This is a genomic window from Paenibacillus sp. 2TAB23 (assembly GCF_052115165.1).
GTDB lineage: Bacteria > Bacillota > Bacilli > Paenibacillales > Paenibacillaceae > Pristimantibacillus.
Map to the genome: position 1 here is coordinate 293308 of NZ_JBFRGD010000002.1, position 12764 is coordinate 306071.

The 12764-nt window shown below is 48.0% G+C and carries 14 protein-coding genes; 11 read left to right on the forward strand and 3 right to left on the reverse strand.

Going from position 1 to position 12764, the window contains the following annotated elements; all coding sequences use genetic code 11:
- Window positions 1-70 precede the first annotated feature (70 nt).
- The 5 genes from miaB to AB4Z29_RS04130 all read left to right on the forward strand — a co-directional run bounded on the left by miaB (window position 71) and on the right by AB4Z29_RS04130 (window position 3626).
- Window positions 71-1663 carry a tRNA (N6-isopentenyl adenosine(37)-C2)-methylthiotransferase MiaB gene (gene miaB, locus AB4Z29_RS04110; RefSeq protein WP_441941820.1) on the forward strand — a complete coding sequence of 531 codons (1593 nt, stop codon included), beginning with the start codon at window positions 71-73 and terminating at the stop codon, window positions 1661-1663.
- Between the two features lie 23 nt (window positions 1664-1686).
- A complete protein-coding gene (locus AB4Z29_RS04115) occupies window positions 1687-2181 on the forward strand; it encodes a RicAFT regulatory complex protein RicA family protein (RefSeq protein ID WP_441941821.1) in 495 nt (164 codons plus the stop codon).
- A 187-nt stretch (window positions 2182-2368) separates the two neighbouring features.
- Window positions 2369-2545: an RNA polymerase sigma factor gene (locus AB4Z29_RS04120; protein WP_441941822.1), complete on the forward strand. Its 177-nt coding sequence runs from the start codon at window positions 2369-2371 to the stop codon at window positions 2543-2545.
- On the forward strand, window positions 2535-2771 hold the full coding sequence (locus tag AB4Z29_RS04125) for a hypothetical protein (protein WP_441941823.1): 237 nt from the start codon (window positions 2535-2537) through the stop codon (window positions 2769-2771). The genes AB4Z29_RS04120 and AB4Z29_RS04125 overlap by 11 nt, the downstream gene beginning before the upstream one ends.
- 9 nt (window positions 2772-2780) lie before the next feature.
- A complete protein-coding gene (locus AB4Z29_RS04130) occupies window positions 2781-3626 on the forward strand; it encodes an anti-sigma factor C-terminal domain-containing protein (RefSeq protein ID WP_441941824.1) in 846 nt (281 codons plus the stop codon).
- A gap of 100 nt (window positions 3627-3726) precedes the next feature.
- Here the strand turns inward: AB4Z29_RS04130 and AB4Z29_RS04135 are convergent, their stop codons facing one another.
- Entirely contained in the window at window positions 3727-4341 is a 615-nt protein-coding gene (locus tag AB4Z29_RS04135; RefSeq protein WP_441941825.1) for a biotin transporter BioY, read from the reverse strand.
- 123 nt (window positions 4342-4464) lie between these two features.
- On the opposite strand from AB4Z29_RS04135, the gene AB4Z29_RS04140 reads away from it, so the two are divergent.
- Together AB4Z29_RS04140 and AB4Z29_RS04145 are read left to right on the forward strand one after the other, a co-directional pair.
- Window positions 4465-5316 carry an energy-coupling factor ABC transporter ATP-binding protein gene (locus tag AB4Z29_RS04140; RefSeq protein ID WP_441941826.1) on the forward strand — a complete coding sequence of 284 codons (852 nt, stop codon included), beginning with the start codon at window positions 4465-4467 and terminating at the stop codon, window positions 5314-5316.
- A complete protein-coding gene (locus AB4Z29_RS04145; protein WP_441941827.1) occupies window positions 5303-7033 on the forward strand; it encodes an ATP-binding cassette domain-containing protein in 1731 nt (576 codons plus the stop codon). Before AB4Z29_RS04140 ends, AB4Z29_RS04145 begins: the two co-directional genes overlap by 14 nt.
- On the opposite strand, the gene AB4Z29_RS04150 is transcribed toward AB4Z29_RS04145, so the two are convergent.
- A complete protein-coding gene (locus AB4Z29_RS04150; protein WP_441941828.1) occupies window positions 7001-7606 on the reverse strand; it encodes a haloacid dehalogenase in 606 nt (201 codons plus the stop codon). The two genes, AB4Z29_RS04145 and AB4Z29_RS04150, sit on opposite strands and share 33 nt — an antisense overlap.
- Complete coding sequence (locus tag AB4Z29_RS04155; protein ID WP_441941829.1) at window positions 7603-8805, reverse strand: MFS transporter; 1203 nt, start codon at window positions 8803-8805, stop codon at window positions 7603-7605. The genes AB4Z29_RS04150 and AB4Z29_RS04155 overlap by 4 nt, the downstream gene beginning before the upstream one ends.
- A gap of 168 nt (window positions 8806-8973) precedes the next feature.
- On the opposite strand from AB4Z29_RS04155, the gene lepB reads away from it, so the two are divergent.
- The 4 genes from lepB to AB4Z29_RS04175 all read left to right on the forward strand — a co-directional run bounded on the left by lepB (window position 8974) and on the right by AB4Z29_RS04175 (window position 12761).
- Window positions 8974-9516, forward strand: coding sequence for a signal peptidase I (gene lepB / locus AB4Z29_RS04160; RefSeq protein WP_441941830.1), 543 nt, complete (start codon window positions 8974-8976; stop codon window positions 9514-9516).
- Between the two features lie 18 nt (window positions 9517-9534).
- The gene (locus AB4Z29_RS04165) at window positions 9535-10467 is read left to right on the forward strand and encodes a DUF4184 family protein (RefSeq protein ID WP_441941831.1); all 933 of its coding nucleotides are present in this window, start codon (window positions 9535-9537) and stop codon (window positions 10465-10467) included.
- 148 nt (window positions 10468-10615) lie between these two features.
- On the forward strand, window positions 10616-12094 hold the full coding sequence (locus tag AB4Z29_RS04170; RefSeq protein WP_441941832.1) for a sensor histidine kinase: 1479 nt from the start codon (window positions 10616-10618) through the stop codon (window positions 12092-12094).
- Window positions 12072-12761 (forward strand): response regulator transcription factor, encoded by a 690-nt coding sequence (locus tag AB4Z29_RS04175; protein ID WP_183561570.1) that lies wholly within the window; start codon window positions 12072-12074, stop codon window positions 12759-12761. Before AB4Z29_RS04170 ends, AB4Z29_RS04175 begins: the two co-directional genes overlap by 23 nt.
- The last annotated feature ends 3 nt before the right edge of the window (window positions 12762-12764 follow it).

Consider the following 12764-nt stretch of genomic DNA (forward strand, 5'->3'; position numbering starts at 1 on the left):
GTATAATACTTAATTGGGCTATACAAGCATACTAAGCAACTATTAGTACCCATAAGGAAGTGAAACGGCAGTGACAAAGGATAGTAATCAGCTCGCTACGGATAAGAAGCAAGGGCTGCTAAAGGATTACTCCAAATATTTTGATTTCAGCGATGCGAAAGTGATCGACCAAGACGAGAATTCAACGACCTACCGCATTAAAGGAAGGATCGTCAACATAAACGCCGCACCTAGCCATAAGGATGAGAAAAAGCGCGGCAAAGAGGATATCGAGGTGCATTATGACTTCGCTATTCCGGATGAGCTGAGGACTATGGGAGTTGGCAAGCATTATTTGATCCAAACCTATGGCTGCCAGATGAACGAGCATGACACAGAGGTCATGAAGGGCATGTTCGAAGAGATGGGCTACAAGGCTACGGAGGATCGTAATACAGCAGATGTCATTTTATTGAATACATGCGCGATTCGCGAGAATGCTGAGGATAAGGTGTTCGGCGAGCTTGGCCATCTTAAGACACTCAAAACCGAGAAGCCCGACCTGCTGCTAGGCGTTTGCGGCTGTATGTCACAGGAGGAGTCGGTTGTCGGACGTATTTTGCAAAAGCATGCTTTTGTGGATATGATCTTTGGAACGCATAACATTCATCGCCTGCCACATCTGCTCCAAAACGCTTATTTCAGTAAAGAGCTGGTTGTGGAGGTTTGGTCCAAGGAAGGCGATATTATAGAAAATATGCCTAAGAAACGCGAAGGCATGCGTGCTTGGGTTAATATCATGTACGGCTGCGACAAGTTCTGCACCTATTGCATCGTACCGTATACGAGAGGCAAGGAGCGCAGCAGGCGTCCAGAGGATGTCATTGCGGAGGTTCGTGAGCTCGCAAGGAAAGGCTTTAAAGAAATTACGCTGCTTGGTCAGAACGTGAATGCTTACGGGAAGGATTTCGAGGATATCAGCTATCGCTTCGGCGATCTTATGCACGATATGTCCAAAATCGATATTCCGCGTATTCGCTTCATGACCAGCCATCCGCGAGATTTCGATGATCATTTGATTGAGGTGCTTGGAACGGGCGGCAATCTAGTGGAGCATATCCATTTGCCAGTACAGTCGGGCAGCACGGAGATATTGAAGCGAATGAGCCGCAAATATTCACGCGAGATGTATTTGGAGCTAGTAGACAAGATTAAGAAAGCCATCCCGAATGCGATGCTCACTTCGGATATAATCGTTGGTTTCCCAGGTGAAACAGACGAGCAGTTCGAAGATACGATGACGCTGGTGAAGGAAGTCGGCTTCGATTCTGCCTATACGTTCCTATACTCCCCGCGCGAAGGTACGCCTGCTGCCGGGATGGAAGACAACGTGCCTCTTGAGGTGAAGAAGGCAAGACTTCAACGGTTGAATGCTCAGCTTGCAGCAAATGCGAGAGAGAAGAATGAGCAGCTATGCGGGCAAATCGTTGAGGTGCTTATAGAAGGCGAAAGCAAAAATAATGCGAGCATCCTATCAGGACGTACACGCACGAATAAATTAGTTCATTTGGAAGGTCCCAAGGAATGGGTCGGCCAATTCATAATGGCTAAAGTGACAGAGGCACAAACTTGGTATATTAAAGCGGAATCGATCGAACAGGATGCACAAGAAGCCGTAAGTTAACGGCAAAACAGGAGAGATGACAAATGTCAGAGCAGCAAACAGCAGAAAACCAAGGCGCACATTGCGATCATGATCACGAGCATGGAGAAGGCTGCGGAATTCCGAGCTTCCATACACGCGATCTAATCGTTCGCGAGGATATTACGACAAAAGCGAAAGAGCTGGCGGCTCTCATTTTTACATCGGAGGAAGTCCAGCACTACCGTCGTGCAGAGCAGCAAATCAATGGAAACGAACGCGTTCAGCAATTAATTTCGAAAATTAAAAAGAAGCAAAAAGAAGTCGTTGCGTTCGAAACGACGTTCAAAAACGCCGATATGGTTAAAAAAATCGAAGGCGAAATGGAAACGCTGCAGGACGAGCTTGACGGCATTCCAATCGTATCCGAATTTCAACAAAGCCAGACGGATATCAATTACTTGCTGCAGCTAGTTATCTCGATCGTACGAGACACCGTTTCCGAGAAAATCAGCGTTGAAGATGCATCGGAGCCGGCTCCCGAGGAATGCAGCGACTAAGCGTGCACTAGCATACAATAGAAGAATAAAAAGAAGCGCTTGCCGAACGGGGCAGGCGTTTTTTTATGGAAATCGATCGCGGTTTGTAACTTTTTCCAGAGCTTAAACGTGTATAGCATAAGGAGATGCTGAGGAGCCATTCGGCAGGGCGAGGGGGAGATGGCAGCGCCGAATAGTATTAGCGATTTTGATTGATAGGCTTCCGGATAAACAAAAACAGGCATTGCTCTTGCATGATTGGCAAGAATTGTCGTATGTGGAGTCGGCAGACATTATGGGAATTGGCTTATCTCATTATAAAGTGCTTTTATTTCGGGCAAGGCAGACGCTTAAGCTGCTGCAGAAGGGGGCGTATGATGTCTGAACGTTTTAAACAGTTACTAAAGGACTATGAGGACGATAAGCTGTCAGCAGAGGAACGGGCGGAAGTGGAGCAGGAATTGAAGAAGCTTGAGGCTTATCAGACCTATATGGATGAGATGCTCGAGAAAGGGAATGCTCCGGCTGATTTAGGTGTACTGCGCAGTTCAATGGAGTTAAACCCTAAGCAGGCAAGGAAGCTGATGAAGCGGGGGAAAAGAAAAGCATGATTCTGGAGCGTGGGAACGGTATTTGGCATGCTGCTCCTGTTAAGTGTGTTGAATTCGATTCTGACATCCCTCTATTACACGACAGGCAGTCCTATGCGCCAGAGCGTTTATAGTGATGTCTTGAAGTCAGCACTAGCGGTATCGCGTCCAAATATTGAGGTATCACTTAGCAGCGCGCCGACTAATATATTGGCAACCCGTTTTTTTGGTACAATCACCAAGCAAATCGGCAGCGAAAGTGAAACAGTAGGCACTTATTCACAGACATTCAGACTTAATCAATGGATCGGTACAAGAGTAGATACGTACCTAGATACACAAAATCGAACAAATTTGTTTTTCTATTTGCCAAGCGCAACGGAAACAGTAAGGAGCAGTAATGAATGGTCCCGATTAGAAAAGCTTCCCGAGGGAACGGTGGCTGAAGCGTATGTCTCTTTGGATAATTATTACGAGCAGAGTGATGTGCTATCCAAATTCGATGGGAAAGAGATGGATTTAGTGTGGTATGCCGTTAGAACGGCGGTTGAGGGTTCTGAAATTGGAGAGCAGGCGGTTTGGAATCCGCTAGGGTTTCCGACCATACCATTGTATCACCATGAAAAAAATGGCTTGCAAACGGATGATTACAAGCAAACCCTGCAGCTATTGCTCGAATACAAGTCAATTACAAGGTCTGTTGTCTCGACTAAGCTGGTTAAGGACGCTTTGGGTTATGCGGATGATAATGGCGTACAGATTTACGGCGTCGTAGCGACGGGGCCAGTCAGGGAGCTTCTGAAATTGCAGGAGGTTAGCTTTGTAAGGGCTATTCGAATAGGTGAGGTACGTTTGTGGAATTGGAATCAAAAATAATGCGTATTCCGATGGGACTGACCACTGTGTTATGAAGATGGTCAGTCTCTATTGACGAAAGTCAATTGGAATACGCATATTTATTGCGATAGGACGGTTTCTACCCTTTAATGGTTAAAGTCTGATTGCTGCGCTTGACGGTTGACGAGCGAATATAGACGATGTAAGGTGTTAATGAGATAGCCAGAATGGCGCCAACAAGCGACTTTAATGCATCGCCAATTATGAATGGATAGAAGCCTACAGCCATGGCTTTCTGGAATGAGAAATCAGTAATATGCATGAGCCATGGTATGCCTGGCAGGTAAGCGAAAAGTGAACTGAAAAGCTCGAAAATAAGGAAGAATACAACAACAGCTAATCCTTTATTCGCTTTGGAGCTGCTCGTTCGCAGAAAAGCTCCGATCGCGATACTGACGAGCATAGCGCAAAACGGGAAAGCAAAGATAAAGCCGCCTGTTGCGCCCGTTAGGTGGGCGATTCCTCCGGCGCCGCTGAACAAAGGCAGACCGATTGCCGCAAGTACGATGACAACGAATATGCTGAGAAAGGCATTGCGCGGAGATAGGAACAAACCGGCTAATACAACGCCTAGTGTTTGCAGGGTGATCGGTACGAGTGAACCGCCAAGCTTAATCGTAAGTGAACTCATGATAATAAATAAGGCTGCGAATAAGGCGATGAATACGAGCGAGCGGATATTGTTGCTTTGCATACGATTGAACGACTCCTTTTATGTAGTTGCGATTTAATTGTTAACCGTTTATATTTGTGTAAGGTTAACAATTCGAATTGTAGCATAGCCGATCGATTTGGGGAAGAGGTTGGGTGAATTTTTTTGAATACCGATTTTCAAGTGAAGTTTAAGCATGTTTGTGTTACACCGCCATCCATGAGAGAAGGTGCGAAGTCCAATTCCATTTTAAAAGATATCTCTTTAACGATTGAACATGGCGTTTGGCTTTCCTTGTTAGGCCGCAACGGAAGCGGGAAAAGCACATTGGCCAAAGTAGCGGCGGGATTCCGTGTTGCCGGATTGGAAGGAGAAATGATTCGCAAGATACATACGGCTGCAGAAGGCAGACCAGTACCGATTGTGATGCAGCAGCCTGAAGCGGCAATGGTTGGAGCAACGCCTTGGGAGGACATTGTGCTATTGCTAGAGCAGAACGAGCTTTCGGGGATGGACATACCCGCAGAGGCGGAAAAGGCGCTTCAGCGTGTAGGTATGGGGGACAAGTTCCATCAGCCGATCGAAACGCTCTCAGGAGGACAAAAGCAGCTTGTTGCCATTGCCGGCTGCTTGGCGGCTAAATCACCAATGCTGGTTCTCGACGAGGTAACGGCCATGCTGGACCCGGAGGCTTCCAGTAAGGTGCTGGAGCACGTAAGAGCCCTTCATCATGAAGGTGTAACAGTCGTATGGATAACGCAAAAGCTGGAAGAGCTTCGGTCTGGCGATCGCATTATTGCGATGGAAGAAGGAGCAATCGCATTCGATGGAAATGCTGACACTTGGTTTGAAAGATCACATGCAGGCATAAATGACAGCTGGTGCGAGCGGCTTGGTTTTGAAGCTCCATACGCGGCACAGGTTGCTTGGGAGTTGGCCGAGCTGGGGGTTCAGCTATCACCTTTTCCATTGACGGCAGAGATGCTGGCTAAGGCGGTGCAGCATGTTGAAAGCTGATTGGAAGCTTGACATGGTTTTCGTAAACGCAGATGGGAATGATGGAAAGCCGCTGCTGAAGGATATCGATATGACTTTCAAAGCTGGCGAAATTACGCTGCTAATCGGACATAATGGAGCGGGGAAATCGACGCTGCTGGAGACAATGGCGGGCTTAAGAACGATTGCAGAGGGCGAAATAAAGCTTGGCGGCGAGCCGTTATGGATACAAGGAAAGCGAAGAAAACATTTAAATCAGAATGTCGCGCTTCGCCTCGGCATCGCGATGCAGAGCTCCGAATCGCAGTGGTTCGCCGCGACAGTCCGTGATGAGCTGCTGTATTCTCTTAAGCCTTACGGCGTGTCCAAGGAACAATCAATTACGAGGATAGAGCAAGCGTTTATTGAAGCGGGGCTTCCGTTAGAACTGCTGGAGCGAGATCCATGGACGCTCAGCGGCGGTCAGCAGCGACGGCTGTCGCTCGCCTGCTTGCTGGCGTGCGAGCCGGAATGGCTGCTGCTCGATGAGCCGACGGCGGGACTTGACGCCGTCGGCATTCGCCGCCTGTGCGCGGTTCTTGAAGCGCACAGGGCGGCGGGGCGCGGAGCGGTCGTAGCCACGCACGACCTCGACGCGCTGCTGCCGCTGGCGGACACGGTCGCCGTGGTCAGCGGCGGCACGGTCCGCGCAGCGGCACCTGCGGCGGCGGTAGCGGAAGCCGCAGCAGCGCCGCAGGCGCTTCGCGCGCTGGCAGCGCTGCGGGCGGAGGCGGCTTTGCCGCCTGGGGTTCCGGCGCCGGGAAGCGGGGCGCCGTGGCCGACGCCGCGTGAGACGGCGGCGGCCATTGCGGCGCAATTAAAGCTGCGTAAGGATCATTCAAGCAGCGAAGCCCATGCTGGCGTCGTTTGCCCGCAACAGGCCCAAACCAAGCGATCTGCTGCTGCACGCTTTAATGAGCAGAGGAGCTTCCCGACAGAAAGGTTGAACCAGAGGACAACAATGCCTCGGAACGACCAATTTGATCCACGCGCGCTTGTGCTCGTTTATCTGTTTCTTGCCGCATGCATATTTGCACAGCAAACGGTGCTGGAAGTAGTCATTGCATCCATCGCTACAGCGGTTTTGGCATCACCGTTTCGCACACTGATATGGCAGTGGCGTCGCGTCATTCGTGCGTATGCCATTATGATCATCGTGTTTTGCATAATTGGAGGCATTGGGCTGGATCCCTTTACTTTCGATCTGGATAAGGCATGGCCGATTGCAATGAGGTTTGGCAAGCTGCTGCTTGTTATGGTGTTGAGCATGCCTATGCTGAAGCTTATGACGCCTTACCGTCTTCAGCGCAGCATTGAACAAACGTTTGGCTGGCTTGAGAGGATTAAGCTGCCTATTCATAGCTTCGCACTAATCGTTACGCTTATATTTAGGTTTATTCCCCTTCTTACAGGTGAATGGGAGAGGTTTGCCAAGCTTGCGCATGCAAGAGGAAAGGCGGCAGCGCCGCCTAAATCGGTGCCCATTAAGCAGATCATCCCGATCTTGATTCCTTATGTACGCTCTATTCTCCGTTTGGCGGAGCAAATGGCAGATGCGCTTGAGGCACGAGGCTTCGGCTATGCGAGGCGTAATCCAGTGTATGCGTTCCGCCTCTCATTCCGAAAGGCGGACGCGGTTTTAATCAGCATCGGGATAGCAAGCGGATCAATGCTGTTGATTGTGGCTTATTTCCTTTAGCTGCTTAGAAACCTCATTCATCCAAACACCCTCGTCATCAGCAAGCAGCGTCCGCCATCCGTGCGAAGCTGCTTGCTTTAGGTTGGACTGCTGATCATCGACAAATAAGACGGGTGAGCCTAGAGGCAGTAATGAAATAACCGATACAAAGATGCTTGGATCAGGCTTCTTCAAGGATACTTGGCTGGATATCGTGATCGTGTTCAAAAAAGGTCTGATCGTTGAGAGCAAGGGATCAACCCATGAAGACAAATGGTTGCTTAGGATATGAATGTCGGCAAGCTGCTGCCATTCCGGTATGTAAGCGATGGCGGGAAGCGGCTTCAAACTCATATCGATAAAAGCGCGACCCTGCTCTATGGTTAGCATCGGTGCATAAGATAAAATCCACTCCCAAAATTGCTCCTCAGAAAGCTGGCCGCGCCACAAAGACTCACTTATTTCTCGTTTGTAAGCGGAGTATAAATGTTCTTCGGAAACGGCCGCTTCAATTGCTAACAGCTGCCAGAGCAAAGGAGATAAATTGGTGGCAAGTACACCACCGATGTCGAGTACGAGCTGAGGCTTGGTCATCCGCTAATCTCCTTTACCGTGGACTGCTGCATGTTTTTCCTCTCCGATCTTGCCCACACCGCAACGAGGATAAAGGCAGTAGCCCCTAACAATGAGCCGAATAGGAAGCCCCCATTTAAACCCCAGCTATCATTCAACCAGCCAGCGAGGAAAGGTCCAGAGAACATTCCGATTGCATATAAGGCTTGGTACAAGCCCATTGCAGTCGCACGTCCAGGCAGCGCCACGTCACGAATGGCAAGTCCGAGGAGCAGAGGCATATGCAAGCCTTGCGCGAACCCATTAATCGCCTGAGTGAAGATGAGGAATCCGAATGAATCTCCGAAAACCATCGCGGCTGTGCAAATGGTGCTTAATAGAAAGCCGGCTCCTATCGTACCCCAGTTGCCGAACCTTGGTGTGAACCATCTAGCGGTTACGAGCGAAGCGAACGCGTGAGGCAGCATGAACGCGAAGACGAGTATCGTTAGATTCAAGCCGGTAGCGCCTAGCTCTTCCGCTTTTAAGGGTGTAAAGCCAAACATCGTAATAAACAAAACACCATGAGCTAGAATGGAGAGCAGAGACACTTGCAGCAGCGTTTTCGTTCGTACGACATTTTTGATCATCGCAAAAGACATACCCGGTTGGCTGCGCAGCTCCGATTGCGGTTCCTTGATAACAAAGGCAAGTCCAAGTCCAATAACGGCAATGACAGCTCCTAGAATAAATGGTGCATTTTCGCTAAAGCCGTCCGTGAGCCAGCCGCTCAGCAGCATGCCGACCATTTGCCCGGAAACGGTCATGACACTAATATTGCCCATCGCTTTCCCGGTCTGTCCAGCTCCGAAATAACTGGCGTATAGCACGGTGAATGCGACCCACGTAGATGCGCATACACCAGCCATGAGCCTGCCGGCCAGCGGCCATAACCATGATCCGGGAATAAGAAAGAGCAGACAGCTAATCGCTGCGGTGAGCATGCCTAACAATATGAATGGCTTACGCTTGCCAAATCGGTCAGACAGAATGCCAAGCGGGAACCTGACGAACATTTGAACGAATCCATAGCTGCCAAGCACAATTCCGATAAACGGCAGGGACAGCCCGCGATCACTAAGATATGGCGATAAGGTTGGGACGTATACGTACATCGAAGTCCAGTATAAAATGGTAATAACCGTGAAAAGCACTCGCTGTGCAGGCGTGATTTGATTCATAGTTGTTGAATTCCCCTCTCTTTTTCACTTTAGCGCATAGCGGCTTCCGTTGTCACTTCCTATTTTCAAAGCGCCGCTTGGAAACTTTGCCCAATTTGAAACGTATAAACCAACGGCGCTAGGTATATTAAGCACAGTATTATCCACTATTAAACGAGGTGAAAGCAGATGAAAACAAAAAACAGCCAATCAAAAGGAATACTAAAAGAAATAAAAGAATGGACAATCTCGCTTGGCATTGCGGTTGTGGTAGCTATGTTGTTCCAAAACTATGTATATGCGCAATCCGAGGTTCAAAATGTTTCCATGCAAAACACGCTTATTGCCGGCCAGCGATTAATTGAAGACAAATGGTCTTACCACTTTCATGAGCCGCGACATGGAGATATTGTAATCATTAATGGGCCTGAAAGTGACCTTCGGTTAATTAAAAGAGTTGTTGGTCTACCAGGTGATATCATCGACATTCGTGATGGAGAAGTATACTTGAACGATGAGAAAATCGAGGAGCAATACGTCAAAGGACAAACGTTTGCTGGCACTGTAGCCGTGCCTTTCACAGTCGGGGATGGTCAGCTATTCGTCATGGGCGATAACCGCGAGCATAGCATGGACAGCCGGGCGATTGGGCCGATCGCAAGATCGAGTATTGAAGGAAAAGCTGTCTTACGGATTTGGCCGCTTCCGAAGTTCGGTGCACTGAGCAAGTAAGGGAGAGGGATGTCCTAAATGCCGTTTACGCTATCGCATCCATTGTTCGCTGCTCCAATCAAAAAAATAGTACCGTCTTTAAGTACAACAGGGTTAATACTTGGGAGCATGTCACCGGATATCGAGTATTTCATCGCGATGCAGCCGTTCCGTTCAATCGGTCATGAAATGCTTGGCTTTTTTCTACTCTCGCTGCCGACCAGCATCGCTTTTGCGTGCGCGTTCCATTTGATTCTTAAGCCCGCGCTGCCTAAGCTTCTTCCGAATATTGCTGGCATTGACCGATTTGCCTTACATAAAAACAAGCTCTGGCAGATGAACCGTATTCAGGATGTAGTTGCATTTGTGATCTCGTTGCTGATCGGGTTCCTATCGCATGTGATGCTGGACCACTTCACACACAGCGAAGGGTGGTTTGTGCAGAGATCGCCGTTTTTGCAAAGCGTGTTTTTGGGAGATAACGTTTATCATATTCTTCAGCTCTCACTATCGGCACTTGGATTAGGAATGCCCTGTTTATATTTGCTGCTTCGCATTTCTGCCTATAAAAAGCGCGAGAAAATAGTAGAGGCAGCGTTACAGTCCATCAGCCCGAAAATCAATTGGGGATTTATATTTGCAATCGCTGTTGTCATGCTGTCAGTCAAGCTGTTTATTGCGGATAACTTTTTTTCAATAAGCATTTGGGTTGTGGCACCGATAACTTCTGGTTTATTAGGTATTTATTTTATGTCGTTAATTAATCAAGCGACAGCAAACGGGAAGAGAGCCGGCGCGTTTATTTCAGTGAGCGCAATAGCTGGCCTCATTATATTATTCAAATGCTTCGCTTCTTTCGCCACCGTTTCAACTGCTATGTGGATCATGTATATATGGCTGTTGTCGGCGTTCATTCTCGTAAGTTCAATTCATTGTCAAAAGAATATAAAATTTAATGACGTAAATGATTAATGCAACTAAACAAATGGTCATCCTATTTATTACGCATCAAATACCCAAACGTAATAATTTTGTAAGAATTGGTTACAAGTTCGTTTAGAAATGTCCTTTATGATAAACCATAGGTTATAAGATATTGATGAGTGAGGCGTGAGCAGAATTGTCGATACGGGTAAAGCTTTATATGTCTTACTTAGCGATGGTATTTCTGCCGCTCATATTAATGAGCCTTTTTATGATATTCGTCTTTTATGCTCGCGGCGTCGAGGATGTAAGGCATTATTTTGAAAAGGAAAGCAAAGAGCCTTATCTTCAAGCTTTGGTATATGGCGAATTATCCTACGTGCTGCGCAATGATGCCGGACAGCTAGAGAAAAGGGAGTACGTCGCGGAAATTCAACAAAGACTGGGAGAGCACTGGGCAGGACTCGTCATCTCCAGAGAGGGACAAATCAAATCTGTCGCGCCGTTTCTGGATCAGACAGCGCCGAACGAGAATTGGAATCGCTTCTTGCAAGAAAGGCCTTCGAAGGTAACCTTCAACTCATTCCAATTCGAAGTGAGCTCGCTCGATTTCAACTATCCTGACGGCGGTGAAGGAAGTGCGTTGATATTTAGGCGTATTGATACCGTGCCTATCTATTGGCGTCCTGTAGGAACCGTTTTTAGCCTCGCCTTTATTGGCTTAACCAGCTTGCTGCTCACTTATTTTGTTTCCAGGAGCATTATAAGGCCCATTAAAGAGCTGGAAGCAGCTGCGCTTCAAATCAAGGACGGCGATCTCTCTCATAAAGTAAAAGCAACCACGAAGGGGGAAATCGGGCAGCTAAGCAATGCATTCGAGGATATGAGAGTGAGACTGAAGCACTCGATTGATCAGAGCCTTTTATATGAAGAAAACCGCAAAATGCTTTTGTCACATATTTCGCATGATTTGAAAACGCCGATATCGGCCATAAAGGGTTATGTTGAAGGAATAATGGATGGCATTGCGAATACCGACGAGAAGCGCATCCGATATATGGAAACGATCTATCGCAAAGCATCAGATATGGATCAATTGATCGATGAGCTGTTCCTCTTCTCGAAGCTGGATCTCCAGACCGTGGCGTTTGATTTCAAAATCATAGATATTCGGCGCTATTTGGAGCACTTCTTGGACGAGCAGCGCTTTGATTTGGAGAAATCAGAGGTGGAATTAATTTATCTCACCCATGAGTCAGAACCGCTGCTAATCGCAGCTGATCCAGACAAGCTTAGCAGAGTGCTGACTAATATTTTAAACAATTGTGTCAAATACATGGGGCAGCACACCGACTCATACAACAAGCAAGTTTTTGTAAGGGTTAGGGAGCTGCAGCAGTATGCACTCATAGTGATTGAAGATTCGGGTCCTGGCATTGAAGAGGATGATTTGCCGTTCATATTCGATCGTTTCTATCGAGCGGAGCAGTCGCGCAACTTGGAAACAGGGGGAAGCGGGTTGGGACTTGCTATCGTCAAACAAATAATCGAAGGGCACGGCGGTACGGTTTGGGCAGAGAATGCAGAACAGGGAGGTGCCAGGTTTTGCCTGAAGCTGCCTAAATCCACGACCGTCCATACGGTGGATGAGCATGAAGAGCATACTAATCATTGAAGACGAGAAAGCCATTGCCGAGCTTGAGCGTGATTATTTGGAAAGTTACGGTTTTGGCGTACACATTGAAGGCAGGGGAGATATTGGCCTTCAGAAAGCGTTGGAAGGGAGCTTCGACCTTGTCATATTGGATGTGATGCTGCCTAAGGTAGACGGTTTCGAGATTTGCCGTCAAATCAGACAGTCTATTAATATTCCGGTGCTAATGGTAACGGCAAAGAAGGAAGATATAGACAAGATAAGAGGTCTGGGGCTTGGAGCGGATGATTATATGACGAAGCCGTTCAGTCCAAGTGAGCTTGTAGCTAGAGTAAAGGCCCACCTGGCGAGGTATGAGCGTCTAACGGCAGATAAGAGTGAACGGGGCGAGCATATTCGTATTCGAGGCTTGTTTATTGACAAGCTCTCCCGCAGGGTGATGATTCATGAAAAGGAAGCGATGTTAACCTCCAAGGAGTACGAGCTGCTGCTTCTGCTTGCCTCGAATCCCAATCGCGTCTTTGAAAAGGAAGAGCTGTTTGAACGAATATGGGGCTTGGAATCAAATGGCGACGCAGCTACGGTCACGGTTCACATTCGGAGGCTGCGCGAGAAAATAGAGCATGACCCGTCAAAACCCCAATATATCGAGACGATATGGGGAGTCGGTTACCGTTTCAAAGTATAGATA